21 protein-coding genes are annotated in these 22,307 nt (G+C 37.4%); 11 read left to right on the plus strand and 10 right to left on the minus strand.

Features of this window, described 5'->3' with window-relative positions; genetic code table 11:
* The first annotated feature begins 7 nt into the window (after nt 1-7).
* On the plus strand, nt 8-1,099 hold the full coding sequence (locus IW15_RS15910; protein ID WP_131368580.1) for a DUF5700 domain-containing putative Zn-dependent protease: 1,092 nt from the start codon (nt 8-10) through the stop codon (nt 1,097-1,099).
* Nucleotides 1,100-1,221: 122 nt separating this feature from the next.
* Here the strand turns inward: IW15_RS15910 and IW15_RS15915 are convergent, their stop codons facing one another.
* Entirely contained in the window at nt 1,222-1,674 is a 453-nt protein-coding gene (locus tag IW15_RS15915; protein WP_034713341.1) for a hypothetical protein, read from the minus strand.
* 202 nt (nt 1,675-1,876) lie between these two features.
* Between IW15_RS15915 and IW15_RS15920 the strand changes: the two genes are divergently transcribed.
* A complete protein-coding gene (locus tag IW15_RS15920) occupies nt 1,877-2,272 on the plus strand; it encodes an ACT domain-containing protein (RefSeq protein WP_034713344.1) in 396 nt (131 codons plus the stop codon).
* Between the two features lie 93 nt (nt 2,273-2,365).
* Entirely contained in the window at nt 2,366-2,863 is a 498-nt protein-coding gene (locus tag IW15_RS15925) for a hypothetical protein (protein WP_034713346.1), read from the plus strand.
* A gap of 131 nt (nt 2,864-2,994) precedes the next feature.
* On the opposite strand, the gene IW15_RS15930 is transcribed toward IW15_RS15925, so the two are convergent.
* From IW15_RS15930 to IW15_RS15940, 3 genes are all read right to left on the minus strand, one after another.
* On the minus strand, nt 2,995-3,390 hold the full coding sequence (locus IW15_RS15930; RefSeq protein ID WP_034713349.1) for a VOC family protein: 396 nt from the start codon (nt 3,388-3,390) through the stop codon (nt 2,995-2,997).
* A 307-nt stretch (nt 3,391-3,697) separates the two neighbouring features.
* Nucleotides 3,698-5,014 (minus strand): sensor histidine kinase, encoded by a 1,317-nt coding sequence (locus IW15_RS15935; protein WP_034713352.1) that lies wholly within the window; start codon nt 5,012-5,014, stop codon nt 3,698-3,700.
* Nucleotides 5,015-5,147: 133 nt separating this feature from the next.
* Nucleotides 5,148-6,491, minus strand: a complete 1,344-nt coding sequence (locus IW15_RS15940; RefSeq protein WP_034713541.1) for a sigma-54-dependent transcriptional regulator — start codon at nt 6,489-6,491, stop codon at nt 5,148-5,150.
* Nucleotides 6,492-6,685: 194 nt separating this feature from the next.
* On the opposite strand from IW15_RS15940, the gene IW15_RS15945 reads away from it, so the two are divergent.
* The 4 genes from IW15_RS15945 to IW15_RS15960 all read left to right on the plus strand — a co-directional run bounded on the left by IW15_RS15945 (nt 6,686) and on the right by IW15_RS15960 (nt 12,551).
* The gene (locus IW15_RS15945) at nt 6,686-7,927 is read left to right on the plus strand and encodes an efflux RND transporter periplasmic adaptor subunit (protein WP_034713355.1); all 1,242 of its coding nucleotides are present in this window, start codon (nt 6,686-6,688) and stop codon (nt 7,925-7,927) included.
* An 88-nt stretch (nt 7,928-8,015) separates the two neighbouring features.
* Nucleotides 8,016-8,753 carry an ABC transporter ATP-binding protein gene (locus IW15_RS15950; protein ID WP_034713358.1) on the plus strand — a complete coding sequence of 246 codons (738 nt, stop codon included), beginning with the start codon at nt 8,016-8,018 and terminating at the stop codon, nt 8,751-8,753.
* 32 nt (nt 8,754-8,785) lie between these two features.
* Complete coding sequence (locus IW15_RS15955; RefSeq protein WP_034713359.1) at nt 8,786-11,200, plus strand: ABC transporter permease; 2,415 nt, start codon at nt 8,786-8,788, stop codon at nt 11,198-11,200.
* Between the two features lie 52 nt (nt 11,201-11,252).
* Nucleotides 11,253-12,551, plus strand: a complete 1,299-nt coding sequence (locus IW15_RS15960; RefSeq protein ID WP_034713544.1) for a TolC family protein — start codon at nt 11,253-11,255, stop codon at nt 12,549-12,551.
* 118 nt (nt 12,552-12,669) lie between these two features.
* Here IW15_RS15960 and IW15_RS15965 read toward each other — a convergent pair whose 3' ends face one another.
* Nucleotides 12,670-13,476, minus strand: a complete 807-nt coding sequence (locus IW15_RS15965) for a DUF4249 domain-containing protein (RefSeq protein ID WP_034713361.1) — start codon at nt 13,474-13,476, stop codon at nt 12,670-12,672.
* Between the two features lie 3 nt (nt 13,477-13,479).
* Nucleotides 13,480-15,810: a TonB-dependent receptor gene (locus IW15_RS15970; protein WP_034713364.1), complete on the minus strand. Its 2,331-nt coding sequence runs from the start codon at nt 15,808-15,810 to the stop codon at nt 13,480-13,482.
* Between the two features lie 638 nt (nt 15,811-16,448).
* Between IW15_RS15970 and IW15_RS15975 the strand changes: the two genes are divergently transcribed.
* The 3 genes from IW15_RS15975 (at nt 16,449) to IW15_RS15985 (ending at nt 19,079) form a co-directional block, all read left to right on the plus strand.
* Nucleotides 16,449-16,823 carry a VOC family protein gene (locus IW15_RS15975; RefSeq protein WP_034713546.1) on the plus strand — a complete coding sequence of 125 codons (375 nt, stop codon included), beginning with the start codon at nt 16,449-16,451 and terminating at the stop codon, nt 16,821-16,823.
* 51 nt (nt 16,824-16,874) lie between these two features.
* On the plus strand, nt 16,875-17,810 hold the full coding sequence (locus IW15_RS15980; RefSeq protein WP_034713365.1) for a ketopantoate reductase family protein: 936 nt from the start codon (nt 16,875-16,877) through the stop codon (nt 17,808-17,810).
* A 117-nt stretch (nt 17,811-17,927) separates the two neighbouring features.
* The gene (locus IW15_RS15985) at nt 17,928-19,079 is read left to right on the plus strand and encodes a tetratricopeptide repeat protein (RefSeq protein WP_034713368.1); all 1,152 of its coding nucleotides are present in this window, start codon (nt 17,928-17,930) and stop codon (nt 19,077-19,079) included.
* 102 nt (nt 19,080-19,181) lie between these two features.
* Here IW15_RS15985 and IW15_RS15990 read toward each other — a convergent pair whose 3' ends face one another.
* The 4 genes from IW15_RS15990 to IW15_RS16005 all read right to left on the minus strand — a co-directional run bounded on the left by IW15_RS15990 (nt 19,182) and on the right by IW15_RS16005 (nt 21,425).
* Nucleotides 19,182-19,529 carry a 4Fe-4S binding protein gene (locus tag IW15_RS15990; RefSeq protein WP_034713370.1) on the minus strand — a complete coding sequence of 116 codons (348 nt, stop codon included), beginning with the start codon at nt 19,527-19,529 and terminating at the stop codon, nt 19,182-19,184.
* A 166-nt stretch (nt 19,530-19,695) separates the two neighbouring features.
* Entirely contained in the window at nt 19,696-20,265 is a 570-nt protein-coding gene (locus tag IW15_RS15995) for an NADPH-dependent FMN reductase (RefSeq protein WP_034713373.1), read from the minus strand.
* 6 nt (nt 20,266-20,271) lie between these two features.
* On the minus strand, nt 20,272-20,769 hold the full coding sequence (locus IW15_RS16000; protein WP_034713376.1) for a DUF2480 family protein: 498 nt from the start codon (nt 20,767-20,769) through the stop codon (nt 20,272-20,274).
* Between the two features lie 29 nt (nt 20,770-20,798).
* Nucleotides 20,799-21,425 (minus strand): superoxide dismutase, encoded by a 627-nt coding sequence (locus IW15_RS16005; RefSeq protein WP_034713379.1) that lies wholly within the window; start codon nt 21,423-21,425, stop codon nt 20,799-20,801.
* A 192-nt stretch (nt 21,426-21,617) separates the two neighbouring features.
* On the opposite strand from IW15_RS16005, the gene IW15_RS16010 reads away from it, so the two are divergent.
* Nucleotides 21,618-22,238, plus strand: coding sequence for a helix-turn-helix transcriptional regulator (locus IW15_RS16010; RefSeq protein ID WP_034713380.1), 621 nt, complete (start codon nt 21,618-21,620; stop codon nt 22,236-22,238).
* Nucleotides 22,239-22,307: the final 69 nt, after the last annotated feature.

Genomic DNA, 22,307 nt, shown 5'->3' on the forward strand with positions numbered 1-22,307 from the left:
TAAATCAATGATTAAACAATTTATATTCATTTTGTTTGCTTTCTTATCTTCTCAGACGATGTATTCTCAAACTTTTGATGATACTTCCTGCTGGGAATATTTTAAAATTACGGCAGACTTAAAAAATAATAAACCTCTTGACAAAAAAACCTGGAATACCTTTTTAAAAAATGAAGCAATACAAGTATATCTGAATGATCAGGGAGTCGACAGTGCTTATATAGAAAATTACAGAAAGAGCATGGAAATAGTCTATATGCCAAAAAACAGTGTGGCATTACAGGAAAGACTGAAAGAGCCTCTAAAAAACTGGTGGATCTATATTGTGAATGAATATAAGGTGAATGAAGACCAGATGAAGGCTTATCTCACCGATATCAAGAAAGATCCTAAGCACTATTTTGAAACGTGCTATCAATATACCTATCAGATGCTTCCCAAGCAAAACCACAAAACAGTTCCTGAACACAAAGTGACCATCATTCCGATACATAATGATGCTCACATTAAGAATGACTGGATGATATTCACCCTTATCGCGGCCTATTTTCAAGATACCAATAAGATGGGTGCAATGGGAGGTCACGAATTTCATCATTTTTTGAGGCCTCAGCTTGTATTTGAAGCGGAAGATCAGGATGCTGTTATTGTAAACTTACTTCAGAAAATACTGAATGAAGGAAGTGCTGATTTAACAGATAAAAGATATATGGGCAAAGACGCGGTAAAGCTATTGCCATTTCAGCGGGAAACTGCTGCAGAATTCATTACAGACGGAGCAAAGGTGCTTAAAAATATTGATTCTTTATTATCTGTAAAACCTTTAGACCGGTCTAAGTTAAAGATGAATAAACTCATTAATAATTGGAACACCAGCGGGCACGTTCCGGGATATTATATGTCTAATATCATCGAAAAAGGAGGTTATAAAAAAGAACTGATCAAGCATATTGAAGATCCTTTCAAGTTTATCTACCTGTACGATAAAGCATCGAAAAAAGACAAAAATGCCTATGTTCTCTCTGCAACGACAATAGAACTTGTTCGTGAGCTGGATAAAAAGTACAGACCTAAGGCTAAGATTGAACAATATCAGTAAAAGTATTGAACAGTAAACTTAAAGGATAAATCATTGATTATCCTTTAAGTTTTTGAAGATTATTTTAGCAAATCTTTATATTTTTTTCACAAGGGATCTCAAGAATAGTAGGTTTAAGCTTATTATCTTAAAATCAGATCTATTTCAGGGATAAGGTCATCCCTATTAATTATTCTTTCAAAATACGAAGTTTCAATTCTGGTTTTCTTCCAAAAAGGATATATCAAAATACCTGTTATTCCTAAGTTTTCTATGTTGGAATCAGACGTTTTAATTTCAGTGATTGCTTTATAAACCGTTTCCCCTTTTATATATTTGGTTACCCTCACTTCACTGGTCAGCAAATCAAAAACCTGCCTGATTCCGTTTTGTAAATTTCCATATTCTTCACTAAAATGGGTGTGATTTAGCCCAAATCCAACGGTAAATTCTGAATGATCTACTGAAAGCCATAAATTAGAATCTTTTATAGATAGAAATGTGCTTCCGTTTTCTTCTTCAACTTTTACTTTTGCACCCAATTTTAATTGTAAAAGATTTTGAATTTCGTTAAATTTTTTCAAATGGATTTTCATGGGTAATTAATGATAAAATATTCCGGAAGTAGGGTTCAAAATACGATTTCAAAGAAACGAAAATACTCAAAATGGATGAATTGAAAAAGTACGATAAAATAGCGATGCATTTTTATGTTTTGGAATATTTTAATTCAAAAACTGTATTTTTTATCAATTGATAAATAAATCCTGAACCATAATCTTTACTTTTAGGAAAAAAATGTCAGGAGAAAAAAATCTTACCGTACTGTTGCAAAACATGGAACCTGTATTGAATGATGGTGACTATGTTTTCTCTACCGTGGAAAACGTAAGCCAAATTCCAGATATGGAAAAGCTGTTGTTTTTCTTTCGAGAAAAAGAAGCTGTTACAGTGGTTTTGGAGAAATCTATTGCTGATGAATGGAATTTAAAATACAATTATATTTCATCCTGGCTTACCCTCAATGTACATTCTTCACTGGAAGCTGTAGGATTAACAGCCGCTTTTGCCAATGCACTGAAGCACGAAAACATCAGCTGTAATGTCGTAGCTGCCTACTTTCATGATCATATTTTTGTAGCGAAAGAGGATGGGGGAAGGGCGATGGAAGCATTGAAGAAACTCAGTGTTTAAATTGAATAACCTTTAATCGGTAGAGGATTCACATGTTTAAATAACGGATCATTTATGTGAAAAGAATCAGTATGCATAATTAAATACTAAAAAATGAAAAAAATGATATTACTGATAGGGGGGGTATTCCTTTTCAACTGCCAGAAAAAACATAAAAACGAATCAGGATTAAATGATAATTTATATATTGTACTTCTTGATTATCAGAAAAAAAATCCTATTCCTTCTGATGATGAAATAAAGAAAAAAAGAATATTTATTAATCCGAAAGACGCAAAATATGTTTTTGAAGTAATCATAGATAAGAATGAAAAAGATACATTGCTATCTGTTACTTTAGAGTCAAGAGGAGTGAAACGGGAAAATAGTTCATATGGGATTTATTCAGACAAAAATTTAAAACCAACTTATATTATTGATGAAAATAAGATAGGGAAGAACTTTATTAAAGAATATAAACAAAGAAATTTGGATACGTTTACATTCAAAGATCTTGTGATAGATGATACGATGTATCCCGTATATTTTTATAAAGCTGCCAGGAATAAGCTGATCTTATATGATTCTATGAGGGGGAATGTTAAGAAATAAAAGGAAACATATTGATTATCTTTTCATTTTTGATAAAAAACTCATATAACACTAACTCCTAGCAATTGTCTCTTTTAAAAAATAAAAATTCCGCCTCAGTTCTGAGACGGAATTTTCAAGAGGCTAAAATGCTAGTTAAATTTTTTAATCGCATCGGAACTTACAGGAGTGAAAAAGTTAATTAAATTTCCATCCGGATCACAAAAAAGAAGCGATCGGTTGCCCCACGGCATAGTAGTCGGCTGCTGAATGATGTCGGTTGTGATCTCTTTAATCCTTTCATATTCATCATCAACATTGGCGACTAGAAATTCTATAATACTGTTTTTACTACCAGTTGATGCTGTCAGATTTTCCCCGAACATTTTCATAGTACAGGTACTTCCAATGGCTAAGGTGATAGAGTTGGCAGAAAGCTCTGCAAAATCTTCGGTATACCATTGAGCCGTTAATCCAATTGCTTTTTCATAAAATGCAACAGATTGTTGGATGTCTTTTGTAATAATTCTTAATGAAGTTAGTTTCATACGGTTTGGAATTGATCATGTAAATATTGATACAAAAGTAGAGCAGAGCTGTGACAACAGTATGTCAGCAGGATCGTAGATTTTTGTTGAAACTAGTTTTAAAAGGTAAAGTTGTATCAGAGATTAATTGTACATACCTGCAAATTTTGCATACCATTTTGCTGAAAATCTTTGATTTTCTCGCGCCTTAACACTAAAACATTAGAAAATATAGCTTTGCGCCTTTGCGATTTCCAATATACGATAGAACTTCTTTCAACTAGTTACGAATGATCTTTTGTAAAGTATTGATAATCATTGGGATTGCTTATTTCAAAAACCATAATTCAAAAGCACTTCCTTCTTCCAGTGCCTGATAGTTAAGGTATCCGCCATGCGCTTCCATAATACTTTTAGTCAGCGTTAACCCAATTCCGGAGCCTCCTGCTCTCGTAGTAAAAAAAGGAAGGAATATTTTGTCCTTAATTTCAGTTGTAATACCGGTCCCGTTATCTGTAATGCTTACTACAATCCTGTTATTGTGAGATCTTACACTGGTTTTGATAACCTTATGCTCCTTTTCGGAAACGGCAAAGATAGCATTCAGATAAAGATTAATAAGACTGCGCTCTATCATTTTTTCGTCTGCAGAAACCCTGAAATCTTCAATATCCATCATCATCCGAATATTGTGTTGTGTAAGTGTAGATTTTAAAATACTGGCAGCAGAATCTATCACATTTTTAAGCGATACAGGAGCCAGGATAGGTTTTGGAAGTTCGGCTACCTGGCGGTAATCATCCACAAAATTCAAAAGCTGTTTGGATTTGGAATTGATGATCATCAGGCTGTCTTTCATCTCCTGTTGGTCCTCTTTATCAATGCTTTCTTGGTTGCTGATGTACTCCAGGTTCTGGATCAGGCTGTTGACTGGGGTTAGTGTATTCAGAAGTTCATGCGAAATCACTTTCATTAGGTTGTTCCAGGCCATTTTTTCTTTCTGTTCGATAATTTTCTGTACGGATTCTAAGGTGATAATATAGAAATGATGTTGCGTATTTTTTACCTGTTTTGTCCTTAATGAAAAAGACTGTTTGGAATTTCCGTGGATAGAAATATCAAAAAAATCCTGAGAACTGTTATAGCCCGTATCCTCAATAATCTTATAAAACTCCGGAACTTTTGAGGCATATAACTCCCAGCTGTTGTACTTGGGAATCTGTAAAATTTCGAGAAAAGCCCCGTTCACATAAAATACATTCCACTTTTCATACTGTGCAGAAAGAATCATCAACCCTGTTTCCATATGATCGAGGATACTTTCATACAGGAGTTTATAGGAAGATAGGGAAAGCTGCTCCTCTTTGCTCTGGTAATATAAACGGATACTGTTGTCCACAAGCTCATTACCTTCCTCCGTGGGAAATAACGAAAAATCTTTTCTCCTGATGGAAAGAATGATTTTTTCTGCTTTGGAAGCCTGTGAAGTAAGCGAAAAATAAACCATAGTCACAAAAACGACTATAAGCCCTACAAAAAGCAAGGTATTAAACCATTTTCCTTCTAAAAAGAAATGATATGCTGCAATACCACTAGTAATGGCAAGAAGGTTGTAAATCACCCACAGATACCCGTTTTTATTCATAAATTTCTATATATTTTTTAAATGTAACAATGTAACAATGTAACAATGTAACAATACTTTCCTTAACCAACAGTCTGACATCTGACATCTGAAGTCTAAAGTCTAAAATCTAAAATCTTGGCTCCTTATTATCCTACAACCCAAACTTCTCCATTCTCCTGTACAATGCAGCCCGCGAAAGTCCCAGGTCTTCTGCAGCTGAAGAAATATTCCCCATATGCTTTTTTAACGCTTTTTTGATCAGAACTTCTTCCATTTCCTCAATGTTGAGGTTGACGATGGTATTTTCATATTCCTCATGCTTTGGCATTAGCAGCTGGAGATGATTATCATTAGATAAAATAACACTTCTTTCCAGGCAGTGATCCAGTTCGCGGATATTTCCCGGCCAGGGATAATTTTCCAAGGTCAGCAGTAAATCATCCGTGAGTTCGAGATTCGGTTGGTGGTATTTTTGCTTGTAGCGATCCAGGAAATAATGGGCTAACAAACCAATATCCTCCGGTCTTTCCCTTAAAGCCGGAATCTGAATTTCCACTGTATTGATCCTGTAATAGAGATCCTGCCGGAAACGGTTCTCAGCAACTGCTTTTTTAAGGTTTTCATTAGTCGCAAAAATAAAACGGACATCCAATAAACGCTCTTTCGATTCTCCTAACCTGGATAATTTTCTGTTTTGAATTAAACTTAAAAGTTTCGTCTGCAGATGAACCGGCAGGTTTCCGATTTCATCGAGAAATACCGTTCCGTTTTGGGCATTTTCAATTTTTCCGGCATAATCCTGATGGGCATCCGTAAAAGCTCCTTTTTTATATCCAAACAGTTCAGATTCAAAAAGCCCTTCGGAAATGCTCCCCAGATCAATATGAACAAAAGGCTGATTCTTTCGTTCCGATTGTTCGTGAATGGATTCTGCCAGTACATATTTTCCGGTTCCGTTTTCTCCCAGCAGCAGAACATTGGCTTCTGTAGGGGCTACCTTTCTGAGTTGTTCAAGTACTTCCTTCATTTTTGAAGAATAAGTCTCCAGCTGGTATTGGTTACTTTTCTGGTTCACATTCACCCATTGGCTGAGCTTTCTGTTTTTTCTTGAAATATCTACAGCAAGGTTTACCGAAGCATAGAGTTTTTCATTGTTCCAGGGCTTTAGAATGAAATCTGAAGCACCGTTTTTTAACGCTTCTACAGCCAGTTCCACTTCACCATAAGCCGTCATCAGGATAATAGGAAGGTTGGGGTCGAGGGTTTTAATCTCATTCATCCAGTAAAGACCGTCCTGTCCGCTTTCAAAACCTTTTCTGAAGTTCATGTCCAGAACGACAGCATCTACCTGGTTTTCAGTCATGAATTTCAGAATCTGGGCAGGCTTGCTGAGACAGCTCACTTCTGAAAAAAACTTTTTAAGCCAGACTCTTGCAGAGAATAGAATATCTTCTTCGTCATCCACAATCAGAATGTGGGCTTCTTTTTTACGCATGTTTTGTATTGACTGTATTAAAACTAATTCTTTTTTCATTAAAGTGTTCACTTCCGGACAAAAAGTGTCCGATAATGAACAGTAAGCTTTCTGTTGCTTATACAAGTATTGCAGATTGTCAGAGACTTACGGGTTTATAATTTTCTGGCACTTGCATTGTGTAATTCATTGTAACAAAATGAGTTATCTTCAATATGGATACGAAAATAGTAAAAAAGAAATCGAAATTAAAATTTGTTTTAATCGGATTGGCAGTTGTAGTCATTATACCGGTTTGCAGCCTGTATTTTATAAGACAGAAAAAAACGTACAATGTTTCCGCAGAAGATATCCGGACAGACCAGGTAACCTATGGAAAATTTGAAGATATGCTTATGGTTACAGCACAGACGCAGTCTCTTAATTCTTCACTGGTGAATGTACTGGAAGGTGGAGTAGTGAAGGAAATTTTCGCCGAGGATGGAGCTATGCTGACGAAAGGTCAGCCTATTGCCAGGGTCTACAATCCCAATACTGAGTTCAATTATATGAACCAGGAAACTGGGATTATGCAGCAGATCAGCCAGATGCGGAGTACGCTTCTTGAAATGAAGAATCAGGAATTTACTCAGGATAAGGAGTTGCTGCAAGCCCAGAATGATTATAATACGGCATTGCAGAACTTTAATCTTCAGAAACGTCTTTACGATGCCGAGATTGGTAAAAAAACAGATTACGATATCAGTATGCAGAACCTTACGTACCAGAAACAAAGAAAATCGATTATAGAAAAAGGGTTTTCAACGGAGAAAAACTCCAGGAATGCCCAGATGTCTGCGGTTAATACATCCATAGGACAGATGGAGAAAAGTCTTCAGATTTTACGTTCCAACAAAAATAATTTCCTTATCACGGCACCGGCTTCCGGAAGGCTTTCATCATTCAATATTTCACTCGGAGAGAACCTGACGGGCGGATTGAGCATCGGGAAAATCGACCTGATGGACGGATACAAACTTGTAGCGAAAGTGGATGAATACTACATCAATAAACTTCATACCGGGATCAAAGGAACGCTTGATAATAACAGTAAATCTGACGAAGTGATGATTACGAAAATTCTGCCGGAAGTAAAAGACGGACAGTTTTCAGTAGAGCTTACCTTTACCGAAAGAAAACCTGAAAACCTGAAAATAGGAATGACTTTCGGAGTGAAATTAAAACTTTCAGCCGATACCCAAAGCATGATGATTCCTAAAGGGAGTTTCTCCAAAGACACTAACGGAAGATGGATATTTGTCGTCAAAGGAAATCAGGCTGAAAAAAGAACCATCAGCCTAGGAAGAGAAAATCCACTGTATTATGAAGTGATATCAGGGCTAAAGGCTGGAGAAACCGTAATTACTTCAGATTATTCAGATCTGAAAAAATATGAAATCCTTACCATTAAAAAGTAAAAAGATGAATATTTTAGACCTCGATAACCACCGGTCATAAAAAGCCATCCTCAATATTATTAAACATTACCCTTAAACATACATTACAATGATCAATATCCATAATCTTTCAAAAATTTATAAAGCAGAAGATGTACAGACCCATGCCTTAAACGAAGTGAATCTCAATATTACAGAAGGCGAATTTCTGGCCATAATGGGACCTTCCGGTTGCGGGAAATCTACTTTTTTAAGTGTCCTCGGGCTTCTCGACTCAGCTTCTGCCGGTTCTTACCAGTTTGAAGGAGCTGAAATGATAGGACTGAGTGAAAGAAAAAAATCCGACGTCCGTAAAAAAAATATAGGCTTTATTTTCCAGAATTTCAACCTGATTGATGAGCTTACCGTATATGAAAACATTGAACTGCCTTTGATTTATAACGGAATTTCTTCCTCCGAAAGAAAAAGAAAGGTGGAAGAAATTATGGAAAAGATAAATATTGCCCACCGTGCCAGGCATTATCCTCAGCAGCTTTCAGGTGGACAGCAGCAAAGGGCAGCCGTAGCAAGAGCTTTGGTAACGAAACCCAGACTTATCCTTGCCGATGAGCCGACCGGAAATCTTGACAGCTCCAACGGAAATGAAGTGATGAACCTTCTCGCAGAACTTCATCGGGAAGGATCTACGATTGTGATGGTGACGCACTCTTCCTACGATGCAGGATTTGCATCCCGGATTATCAATATGAAAGACGGCGAAATTTTTAACGAAGAGCATGCTTCCCAGAGAAAAGATGTCTTTGCAAAAGCAGATGCTAAAGAATTCGAATCCATCAAGAACGATTAAGGTCAAATATCACTCATTACAACACTACAAGTATGCTCAAAAACTGGCTCAAAATTGCTTTGATCAATTATAAAAAAAATGCGTTGTCCACCCTCATTAATCTCTTTGGACTTACGATAGGACTTACAGGATTTATGCTGATCCTGATGCATTGGAATGACGAGGAATCCTATGAAAAATGGAATCCCAAAAAAGACCAGATCTATACCTATCAGGCTTATTATAAAAAAGATAAAGCATATGGAGGAGGGATATCCTATCCTATAGCTTTTAATGCCTTAAAAAGGATTCCTGAAATGGAAGATTATCTTCTTTTCACTAATGTGGGAGGCGGATATAAGATGGCTACAAAATACACTACTGCTTTTCAACAGGATGGTATTACTGTATCGGAAAACTTCTTTAATTTTTTCCCTTTTACTATTATTTCAGGGTCAGCAAAAGGTGCTCTGAAAACAGAGACTTCCATTGCTGTTTCTAAACAAACGGCTAAAAAATTATTTGGAACAACCAATGCTGCCGGAGAATCAATAAAATTTGATAATAAAAATTATATTGTGACTGCAGTGTATGAAATCCCGGAAGGAAACAGTCAGATTAAACCGGAATTTATTATGTCAGCTGCCGGACAGCTGAAAGATCCTAATGATCAATGGGGAACTTATAGCTTTGGAGCTTTCTTTATGCTTAAAAAGGGAGTTGATCCTGTGGTTTTCCAAAAGAAATTTAAAAGAGACATCTTACAATTAAAAGCAGCGCTCGGGGCTAAAGGATCAGGAATGACAGCACAGAAATATATGGATTTGTATGGTCCTGACGATGTATTGCTTACCCCTCTGGAAGGTCTTAAGCTCCATGCAAAAGCATCATGGTTTGGTACGGGAGATTTCAAAATCATTATGATCTTATTTACGTTATCTGTTCTGATTGTTATTCTATCTGCCATCAATTTTATCAATCTGAAGACAGCTGAAGCATCACAGAGGGCCAAAGAAGTAGGTGTAAGGAAAGCCATTGGAGGAACAAGACTTTCGTTGATGATGCAGTTCTTTCTGGAAACGTTCATGATCTGCCTGCTGTCCTATATTCTGGCACTGGCACTGACTGAGCTTCTGCTTCCTTCTTTCAACAAGTTTTTTAATAAAGAGATACGGCTGAATGACTGGCATATTTTTGCCTATTCACTGGCGATGGTTATGGTAGTTACCTTATTGTCCGGATTGATTCCTGCCTTTTATCTTTCGAGTTTCAAAGCGATTGAAACACTGAAAGGGAATTTCTCAAGAAGCAAACATGGTGTATGGCTGAGAAATGGAATCCTTACGCTACAGCTTGTTATTTCTTCATTTTTTATCATCGGAGGACTGATTGTCCACAGCCAGGTAAAATACATGATGAATAAAGATTTAGGATTCAACGGAAAGCAGATCATGATGATCAATTTTAACGAAAACAGTCCAAAACCATGGCTGAAATATGAAAGGCTGAAAACTGAACTTTCAAAGATTGATGGGGTAGAAGACATTTCTTTTGGAGAAGCAGTAGCAGGAAGCGGCAGATCGAGCGATTCAAATATGGATTATCAGCAACAGAGTATTAATGCTAAACATGGCTCAATGGATTATAATTATCTTCAGTTTATGGGGGTGAAATTATTAAAAGGGCGGTGGCTGGATCCTGCGCTGGCTTCCGACACCATCAATAGTGCCATTGTAAACGAAGCATTTGTTAAAAAATTTGGCTGGACAGATGAACAGGCATTTCAAAATAATTTTCAACCGGGATTTGATAATAAAAAATATAAAATAGTGGGAATTGTTAAGGATTTCAACCTTAAAAGTTTAAAATATAAGGTTGACCCTGTAATATTTTTTCATTATAAAGAAACAGATTGGAAGAGATTGTATGTATATAATATTCAGGTTAAATTAAAAGCAAATGATATTGATGGAACCGTAAACAGGATTAAAAAATTCTGGGGAACCACAGCAGAACCTGGCTATCCTTTTACGTATTACTTCATCAATAAGGAGTTTGCCAAAACTTTTGAAGAGTACCAAAAACAGCAGACTCTATTTACCATTCTGAATGCCATGGTGCTTATGGTAGCTTTACTGGGGCTTTTTGCACTTTCTTCCTTAATGATCGAGCAGAAACTGAAAGATGTGGCGATCAGGAAAGCATTAGGAGCTTCGGATCAGACTTTGATATTCGGGCTTACCCGCCAGTTCTTATGGATTACTGTGATAGCCGTGTTCATCAGTATTCCGATCTGCTATTACCTGATGAATGAGTGGCTGAAAGATTTTGCCTATCGAATTGAGATGCCGGTCTGGCCGTTTATCGTCAGTTTCTGTGTGCTGCTTGTACTGACGTTTGCTGTGGTAAGCATCAAAGCCTATAAAGCGACCAAAGTTAATCTTGTCACCTATCTGAAATATGAGTAACCGGATTCATCATCCTATTACTTTTACTATCTATTCAAACCAGAACGTACTCATGAAAAATTTCATTTTCATATTTTTTGTTGGCCTTTTTCCGGCACAGCAATCATGGAACCTGCAACAGTGTCTCGATTATGCCACGACTCATCATCCGTTGATTAAGCAGGCTACGGTTACCGTTGCCAAGAACGAAAGGCTGGTCGTTGGCTCAAAAGGAATGCTGCTGCCTTCTGTAGAAGCAGGTGTCAATCATACGAACAGCTTTGGCTCTTCCATCAACCAGTCGAGTAACCAAAGAGAAACCCTGAATACGCAATATGACCAGTTATACGCAAGAGCAGACTGGGAACTTTTCAACTGGAAAAATTTCCTGAATATTTCCCTGTCTAAACTTAACAAAGAAACCAGTACCTATAAGCTTAAACAGGCGCAGAATGAAGTGAAATTGAACGTCATTCAAATGTTTTTTACTTACCAGAACAGCAAAAGCTGGCTGAATGTACTGGAAACCCAGATTTCAGGGATTGAAGAACAGATCAGACGTACTGAAAAAGAAGTGGAAATCGGCAACCGTCCTAAAAGTGATGTGTATGACATCAAAGCGAATCTTGGTACTTTGCAGGAACAGTGGGTATCCGCAAAAAATCAGCGTGATCTGTCAAAAATTAATCTTCTCAATTCGTTGGCGGTTACTCAGGATTCTCTGGACTTTGTGATGGCGGATGAAGAAGTTTTTTCCGAAAATGAATTTCAGGATCCTGATTTTACCCGAAAACTGCTGGAAAAAAATCCGGCTTATCAATCGGTGATGGCGGAGATCAATGCCCAGAAAAAGAGAGAAGATATTGCAAGAGCAGGGTACCTGCCAACCTTAAACGGAAGTTACAGCTGGTCGAGTTTCTATAATAAAGTGCTGGGACAAAATGATGTTCCTGCGATCAGTTTCTCGGATCAGTTTAGTCAGAACAAAAATCAGTTGCTTTCTTTTGGTCTCAGTATTCCGGTTTTCAATAAGTTACAGGTGAAAACCAATAGTGAAATTGCAAAACTAAACACCATCTATTCGGGATATGATAAAGAATTAATTATCAATAACCTTACCCAGAATCTCAATGCCATTAAAGCCCAGTTTTTGAATGCTCAGGAAAAATATGCCCTGCTGGATGCCAATTTCGAAAATCAAAAACTGTCTTTCCAGAAATCTGAAGAAAAATATAAAGAGGGGCTGATGGATGCCTACACCTTTTTTGTGGTACGGAACGGCTGGCTTCAAGCTAATTATAATCTTATCAGCAGTAAAAATGAGGTGATCCAGCAGACAGAATTGTTAAAAGTCCTCGAGTCCGGCCAATAAAAATGATGATGTATTGTTCGGATTAAAAAAATAAAATCACGTTTCATTTCAATAGAAACAGGCTATTCCCGATCATTAGGAATAGCCTGTTATTTTGTATAAGTTGTAAGTGTATAACTTATTGAATCACAAAATTTTTCGTACTCGTTGTATGGGCCGAAAAATAACCCAAAGCCCCATTGCTTACATTACTTGGAGGATTGGAAGGCGTAACGCCGCCGCCATTATCTCCGGTAATCTGAAGTAGTGCACTGTAAAAGGTGAAAATATTGTTGTCGATACACTGCATTTCAACGTGGATAGTATCTCCAGGGACTACTTTAACTGCATCAGCATCGCTGCTATCATCATTAGGAAGGAAAAGCGGACGTTGATTAACTAGTCCGTTATTGACATTATCCGAAAATACTTCAAAGGTCTTTTTAGGTTTATTATTAACCGTAAAATTAAAAAGATAGCGGTTTCCTAATGCTGCAGGATCCGTAAAAACAGGTAAAAGGGTATAGGTCGTTACCCCACCGAAAACAAAAGAATCCTGCGTAAGCCCGTCGAAATTTACTGCTGCAGGCATTGTACTCTGGGCTGTATATTGTTTTCCTTCTGCCTGAACTTTCAGGGTATAGGTTCTTCCGGTAACCGCTGTGAAAGTTGACGTTCTGTATTTTCCGTCGCCTACATACTGCAAGGTTTCAGTTTGTCCGGTGTTATCACTTAAAATAACTTGTGCACCTGTAACCGCAGGATACTGATTGTTTTGGGTGAAAGCTACGGATTTTGTTATTTTCACATAATAAGGTCCGGGCTGGTCGGTGATATTTCCTTCGATAACGATGTTTCCGCTTTTGTCGGCAAGATCCAGGTCGATTTCTTTTTCACAAGACGTTAATAAAAACAGCGATACTATGATAAAAAATGTATTCTTCATGATTTAAAATTTGAAATTGTAAGTGATGTTTGGTACCCAACGGAATAATGACGTCTGCATAGCGCGGGTAGTTCCCGGGTTATTCGGATTGTCTTCAAAAGTGATCGTATAGGCATTTTCGCGTCCATACAAATTATAAATACCGAATGACCATGATCCACGGAAACGTTTGGTGGTTTCCGGCTCATACGTAGCACTAAGATCCATTCTGTGGTATGCAGGCATTCTGTCTGCATTCCGGCTGCTGTACTGGAAGATCGTTTGCCCGTTCAGCTCATATTTCCCGGTAGGAAAGGTAACGGCATTTCCGGTGCTGTAAAGGAACAATCCTGAAACAGACCACTTTTTATTCAGTTCATACGTTGCAACGATCGAAAGATCATGGGTTTTATCCATTCTGGCATCGTACCATTCATTATCGTTGATACCATTGATTTTTCTTTCCGTTTTAGATAACGTATAAGAGATCCAGCCCGTCAGTTTCCCGGATTTCTTTTTGGCGATCAGTTCCAGACCATAGGCTCTTCCTTTCCCAAACAGCAATTCACTTTCTACGTCTGCGGCTGTATCAAAGGTGATTTGAGCACCATTTTTAAAATCAATTTGGTTTTGCATGGATTTATAATAAATCTCTGCATTAATCTCATAATTGTTATGATTGAAATTTCGGCTGTAGCCCAAACTTACCTGGTCTGCAATTTCCGGTTTTACCGTATAACTGCTTCCGATCCATTGGTCGGTAGGATTTCCGCTGCTACTGTTGCTTAGCAGGTGGAGATTTTGAGTATTACGGGAATAGCCACCTTTTACACTGCTTACCTCATTGATACGGTAATTGGCAGTAATACGCGGTTCAAGATTAACATAGGTCTTTCCGAATTTCCCTTTTTCCAGATACTGACTTCCTGTAAGAGTCCCGTTTTCATAGGTATTGAATGTGTCACCACCCAATACACTGAAGGTAGAAAGTCTTAGTCCATAATTAACGGTAAGCTTATCTGAAGCTTTAAAATCGTCATTCATATACACCGCATTTTCCCATGAATATCTTGGATTTCTTGGAAAGCTGCTTACGCTGGTACCGGAAGCACTGCTTGGCGTCAGGGTATGGTAAATAGACTGGAAGCCAAATCGAACGGAATGCTTATTTCCTGCAAACCATGTAAAATCCTGCTTAAGATTCCAGTCTTCAATCTGGGAGTTTAAGCCAAAGGTATTATCGTTGCTTTCTAAGCTGATTTTATAATTATAATTGCTGTAGATGAATGAAGTATTGGAGAACAATTTACTGTTGATGATACTGTTCCATCTCAATGTTGCGGTAGTATTACCCCAATCCGTTGAGAACGTTTTCCCGATACCCAGCACATCTCTTCCAAAATATCCGGACAGATAAAGGCGGTTATTATCATTGATCTGATAATTGGCTTTCAGGTTAAGATCATAAAAATACAATTTGCTGTCTTTAAAATCATCCGTTGATTTCAGGAACAAATCGGCGTAGGTTCTTCTTCCCGATACAATAAATGATGATTTTTCTTTTTGAATGGGCCCTTCTACGCTCAGCCTGCTGCTGATAAGACCGATTCCTCCGTTGACGTTATAATCCTGGTTATTTCCGTCCTTCATTTTTACATCCATCACCGAAGAAAGACGGCCTCCGTATTGTGCCGGACTGTTTCCTTTGATGATGCTGGCGTCTTTTAATGCATCACTGTTGAATGTGCTGAAAAATCCTAATAAGTGAGACGCATTGTAAACAGGTGCTTCATCTAATAATATTAAATTCTGATCCGTAGCACCACCTCGCACACTGAATCCGCTGCTTCCTTCACCATTGCTTTTAATACCTGGCAAGAGCTGTATCGTTTTCATAACGTCCTTTTCCCCGAACAGGACAGGCAGTTTTTCTATATTTTTGATGCTTAACGTCTCAGTACCCATCTGTGCTGACGTTAGGTTTTTATCTTTTTTAATCCCGGAAATAACGACTTCATCAATCTTTCCTACACTTTGCTCTTCCTGGCTGAGCGGCAGATCCAGTTTAATATTCTGATCCACTTTTATCTGCTGTTCAAAATCTCTGTAACCCGGATACGAAATGATCATCGTATAATTGCCTTCCGGTAAAGACAGCGAGTAAAAGCCGTATTCATTTGCAACAACGTTAATCGTTGGATCCTCAGCTACTTTTACAGTTACTCCAATCAGCAGCTCGCCATTTTTTTTGTCTTTAATGGTTCCGCTTACAGAATACTTCTGTTGTGCTATTGCGAACGTGCTGAAACAGAGTGCAGCCGTGGCAGTAGCAATTTTTAAAAAAGATGTTTGCATTCAGTTGATGTTTAAAATAGTAAAAATCTAAGAATAATAGGTTGTGGATTAGGGTTAAAGAAAATAGAAAATATCATGTTTTAAAAGTTAAAACTTATGTTGAGTGGTCTATCGAAAGAACAGAGAAGAAAATATATAGATAAGTCAAGGCTAAATAGTTTTTTATAAGGTGATGGTGTTTAAATTTTTTTATACCTAAAATAAGTAGCGCGAAAATAGGTATTTTAAATTTTAAAAAAGATTCGAATATGTTAATTTTTATGTTTTAAACGGGATTAAACCTTAATTATTGGATAGGATAATTTCATTTTTATTTGATATTTTTCAATTTATTGTGAAATAGTAAATGATCATTGTTTAATTTTTAAGCAGATGAGTCATCATACATTTTGATATTTTTGATCGTTCCTTAATAGGTCACTTTAAATAAGTAAGCCGAGATAATCGTTTTTTCCCACAGATATCGCTTACCTTTATTAAGGGATTTCAAGTTTTGAATAAAAGCGGAACCGGAATTCTACATAAAAACTATGTAAAGCATAAAATATTGCCCTGAAATAAAAAAATAGTAATAATTTTATCACTTGTGGTATCATTCGGTGATGCTGCTGCCAGAAATTTTAATTAAAACAGAGAATATGGAAAAAGTAACAGGAATTGGAGGTATTTTTTTTAAATGCAAAGATCCAAACAAAATGAAAGAATGGTATAAAACGCATCTTGGTTTAGACACCAACGATTATGGAGCCACTTTTGAGTGGCGGGAAGCATCTGATACAACCAAAGAAGGAGCGACCCAATGGACTCCGTTTGCTGCCGATACAAAATATTTTGAGCCTTCTTCAAAAGATTTTATGATCAATTACAGGGTTGCTGATCTGGAAGGATTGGTAGAAGAACTTAAAAAAGAAGGCGTAACCATTCTAGACAAAATAGAAACCTATGATTTTGGAAAATTTGTTCACATTCTTGATGCGGAGGGGAACAAAATAGAATTGTGGGAACCGAAATAATGATCATCAACTTTTTGCTTCATAAACAGGAAGCATTCTAAAAATAAATTAATGAGTAAGAAACATGTTGTCATCGCCGGACTTGGTGGTGTAGGCGGATATTTTGGTTTTAAAATCAACCAAACGAATGAAACCCTGCAACACCATACCATTTCCTTTATTGCAAGAGGAGAAACCTATAAAAAAGTAAAAGAAGAAGGGTTAACCTTACTTTCTCCTGAACATCCCGTAAGCCAGACGCATCCCGATGCTGTAGTGCAGCATATCAGTGAAATTAAAAATCCTGATCTGGTTCTGATCTGTGTGAAAGAATATGATCTGGAGAATGTCTGCAGTCAGTTGTTGCAGGTTATCCATAAAGATACGGTATTGCTTCCTATGATGAATGGGGCCGATATCTACGAAAGAATACGAAAAGTGATTCCTGATAACGTGATTTTACCAACCTGTATTTATGTAGCTTCCCATATCAAAAAAAAAGGAGTGGTAGAACATAAAGGAAAGGCTGGAAAAATGATCGTAGGACGAGATCCGGAGCATTTTTCGGCAGATGTGGACTGGATTGTAAGTTTATTAAGAGACAGTAAAATTGATCTTGATTTTAAGGACAATTCATTAACGGATATCTGGACAAAGTTTATTTTTATATCAAGTTTCGGACTGGTGACTGCAAAGCATAATTCTTCCATTGGTATGGTTTGTACGGACGAATTACAGAAACAGGAAGCCACGGAAATCATGAAGGAAATACAGCAGATGGCTGACCGGAAAAATATTCCTCTTCAAAAGGATATTATTGAAAAAACATTTGAAAAAGCAGCCGGATTTCCTTCCGAAACTCCTACATCATTACAGCTGGATGTCAATTCAGGAAAAGAAAATAATGAACTGGAATTATTAGGTGGTGCCGTCTTACAATTGGGTGCACAGCTTCATGTAGATACGCCTAATACTCAAAAGATATACGATGAAGTAAAAGCAAAATAGAGGAGTGCTGTTTAAGCCACCAAATTTTCTTAAAATGAGCTGAATATAGATCATAATATAACAGAAAAATTTGGTGGCTTAATAAATAACTGATAATTTGGTTAAAAATCACAGTATATGAAAATCGGTCTTCCCTTGCTTTTTATGGTATGCATTTTTAATAATGCAACTGCACAAAAAGCGGATATAGATAAAGAAAAACTCCTCGGATATTACGAAACACAGCGTTACGCGGATGCTGCCCAATATCTGCAAAATATCTACCCTGAAAACACACAGGATATAAAAGCATTAACCCAGATGGCCTATTGCAATATGATGGCTGGGAAATTACAGGAAGCAGAAAAAAACTATCTTAAAGTAAATGCTATAGAACCCAGCAACCTCCCGGTTCTCTTTAGTTTGGCTCATATCAATTCCAGAAGGAAGAATGCTGCGAAAGCCAAATCCTATCTTCAGCAGATTATCCAGCTGGACAGCCTCAATTTCAATGCCTATAAACAACTGGCGGTATTTGAAGATAAGCCTGAAACAAAACTTTCTTACCTCAAAAAAGCCAATACCCTGAATCCTGCAGATCCGGATGCTGCCTATGATCTGGCGATGCTGTACCGCGATCTCAGACAATATCAGCAGGGATATGATGTGCTTAAAACTGCCATTGTTGCGGATCCGGAAAATTTCACATTGCAGCAGAGTCAATTATCACTGGCAAATCAATTGGGTAAATACCAGGAAGTCGTTGAAACAGGAGAAAAACTGATGAAAGTAAATGCTGATCCGAATGTAATGAATGATATGGGACAGGCTTATTTTTACCTTAAAGACTATCAGAAATGCATCAGTTTTTATAGCATGTTAGAAGCTTTAGATATTCAGAATGAAGGAACTTTATATTATATGGCTTTAAGCTATCGTGAATTGAAAGAATATGATAAAGCTGCTCTCTATGCCCAGAAAACCATAGATGAAGCTGTTTCAGATCATATTTCGGTCTATTATGCTGCTTTGGCAGGAATTTACGAGGCTAAAAATCAATTTCCCGATGCACTTGTTGCGTATAAAAGAGGATTGACTTTTACAACTAGTAATGTCATTTATTACCGATTGGGCATTTTGTATGACCTCAATTTAAAACAACCTAAAAATGCAGTCAGCTATTATACGATGTACCTGAAAAACAAACCGGATCCGGAAAAAGAAACAGAGCAGATTAAGTATGCGCAATCCAGGATAGCTGCTTTAACCAATCCTAAAGAAGTTCGGTAAAGAGCTGCTTTTGCAGGAATATATTGATTTACCTATTTATTTACACAAATTAACCACTGCGAAACAGTGGTTATATGATGAGACAGGTAATTAGAATTTTGATTACGTATGAAGAAATCTCTGCCGGCTCAGGAGGACTTCCTCTGTTTCCCGATGGTCGGGATCGTCAACACAGCAGTCTACCGGGCATACCGCTTTACACTGCGGTTCCTCATGAAACCCTTTACACTCCGTACATTTTCCGGCAAAAATGTAATAGACATCATCTGAAACAGCCTCGTTGAAAGCACTGGTATCTTTTTCTGTACCGTCAGGAAAAATTACTTTTCCGGAAAGTTTTGTTTTGTCCTGCCACCGCCAGTCAATAGCTCCTTCATAAATAGCCGAATTGGGACATTCAGGCTCACATGCACCGCAGTTGATGCAATCGTCTGTTATTTTTATTGCCATGCTGTTAATTGTTTAGACTCAATTATTTTATTTGAATAGATGATGAACAATACTCCGAATCTGAATTGTTTAAAAAAAGGGATTCTTTCAACAGGATTTTGTCTTAGAATCCCTTTATTAAATTTAATCAAAAATAATGAACAATAGCTACAGAGTTCTGTTTATCTTATCTATAACTATCAGCAAGTACAATTTTTTCTATTTTCTTGGTGGTTGCAATGTCAATCAGCCGGTCGAGTTTATCAGCATACATCGGGGTAATTCTGTTTTCCTGATCGAATAAAGAAGTTCGGATCATAGCAACACTGAAGGGAAGCGGCCATGCCCGTAATGACTTGGCAATAGCATCCATTGTATTAATGCCCTGCATGGCCTGAAGACCATCCGCCCAGCATACCATTCCTACCGTTTTATCGGTTAAATAAGGCTGAGGTGCATCCGCAGTGACTTCAAGCCAATCCAGGCAGTTTTTCATCACTCCCGGAATGCTTCCGTGATAAAGCGGTGCCAGCCAGAAATGAATATCTGCATCCAGAAACAGTTGCGTCATACGCTCTACAGCCAGCGGCGTTTTGGTAAGGGTGATATCATAAAGAGGAATACCGGAATCTGCTAGTGCAAAAGTTTCATGAGTAATCCCCAGCATTTTGAGTTTCTCTGTAAAATAGGTAGTAAGGAGCCCTGACGTAGAAAATGGTCTTCTTTCTAACGCTCCGTTAAATATAAGTGCTTTCATTTTGTTTTAATTTTTGAAAATTATCTTTGGCAGGCCAATTTCGCCGTACATCAAACTTTTGACTAACGGTTTCAACAGTCTGGTAGCCAACAAGTATAGGGCAGGAGGGATGTCAGTTCCGGCTCGGACTACCACTTTCTGATCTTTATACGGTTCCAGATCTGCACGGATAAGATTTTGTTTCCATAGATCCAGAATTACAATGTCTGAAGTATTAAGATCAGTATAAATGGCATATGGATACAGCTTTTCCATCAGCATCATATACACCCAAGGCGGAATGATAGCATCTACAGAACAGAATACGGCCACTGCTTTCCCTTGATACATAGAGAAATCTACTGCAGAAACGGAATCTTTAAACTCCTTTTCTTTCACAATCATTCCCATGAAAAGATGATCTTTAATATCTAATTCCAGTACTTCAACCGAAGGTTTATAGACTAACAGGTCAATGGCTATAATTCCCGAGGCTGCTGCTTTGTTAACGAATACTTGATCCATGATATATATTTTAATCAGATACCGATCTGTTATTTGATTTTTAAAAGAGCTTCTTCATATTTTTTTTCAACAACAGACCAATCCAGTACGGACCAGAACGCTTCTAAATAATCGGCTCTTTTGTTCTGATATGCTAAATAATAGGCATGCTCCCATACATCAATTCCCAGAATGGGAAAACCTCTGTTCGTTGACTGCATATCCATCATGGGACTGTCCTGATTCGGTGTTGAGCTTACGGCAAGAGCACCGCTGAATTTTACATACAGCCATACCCATCCGGATCCGAATTGTCCCAAACCTCCTTTCTTCATTTCTGTTTTTAGGTTTTCTAAACTTCCAAAAGCTGAATCAATAGCTTCTGCCAATTTTCCTTCAGGAATATGCTTCGGTTCAGGAGAAAGAAGTTCCCAGAATAAAGAATGATTATAATGTCCGCCGCCATTGTTCCTTACTGCCGGGCTGTATTCACTTATTCTTTGTAATAGAGCCTCCAGATCAGTAGTGGTTTCATTGCTTTTTTCTAACGCTGCGTTCAGATTATCAACGTAGGCCTGATGATGACGTTGATGATGAATGGTCATTGTTTCCTGATCAATAAAAGGTTCCAGTGCATCATAAGCATAAGATAGTTGTGGTAATGTAAATGGTTTCATAACGTAGTTTATTTGATTAGTATGGGACAAAGGTAATAATATCTTTTAATTAAACAACTTTAAAGTTGTTTAATTAAATTCTGCAGTTATTTGATAACTGACTGTACAAGATTGATTTGTGCTTGTAAATTGGAGATTATAGAAAATGACTATATTTGTTGTCTTAAAATAAAACAACGTAAGTATTGTCAAATGAAAAAATCGGCAGCAGAACGCATTTTAATGTTTTTAAAAATGAGAGGCGAGGCCACTTCGCTTTTAATCTCTGAAGAATTAGCCATAACAAAGGAAGGGGCGAGAAAACATTTACTGAATCTTTCACAAGAAGGTTTGATCAAATCTGTTGCTAAAAGTGAAGGAGTCGGAAGACCTTCTACCTATTATACCCTGACAGAAAAAGGCTTTGCACAATTTCCCGATATGCACGCTGATGTAACCGTTCAGCTGCTGAGATCGGTAAAAAATCTGTTGGGTGAAAATGCATTGAATTTGTTAATCAATGACCGTGAAAAGAATACGTATGAGCGGTATGAAAAACTACTGGAAAAAGCAGAATCACTGGAACAGCGCCTGGAGATTCTGGCTAACATCAGAACTGAAGAAGGATATATGGCAGAATGGAAAAAAGAAGAAGGTGAATATTTCCTCATCGAAAATCACTGTCCGATATGCGCTGCCGCTGCTGAATGTCAGGGGTTTTGCCGTGCCGAATTATCTAATTTTCAAAACCTGATCGGCAGCCCTTACAAAGTAGACCGCGTGAAACATATTCTTTTAGGAGCACAGCGTTGTGTGTATAAAATCACTCAGTAAATTATAGACTTCTTTACACTAATATGGTTTCCGGACCTTTATCTTACGGGATAACTTTTCCGGAACAAG

The organism is Chryseobacterium soli (assembly GCF_000737705.1).
GTDB classification, from domain to species: domain Bacteria; phylum Bacteroidota; class Bacteroidia; order Flavobacteriales; family Weeksellaceae; genus Chryseobacterium; species Chryseobacterium soli.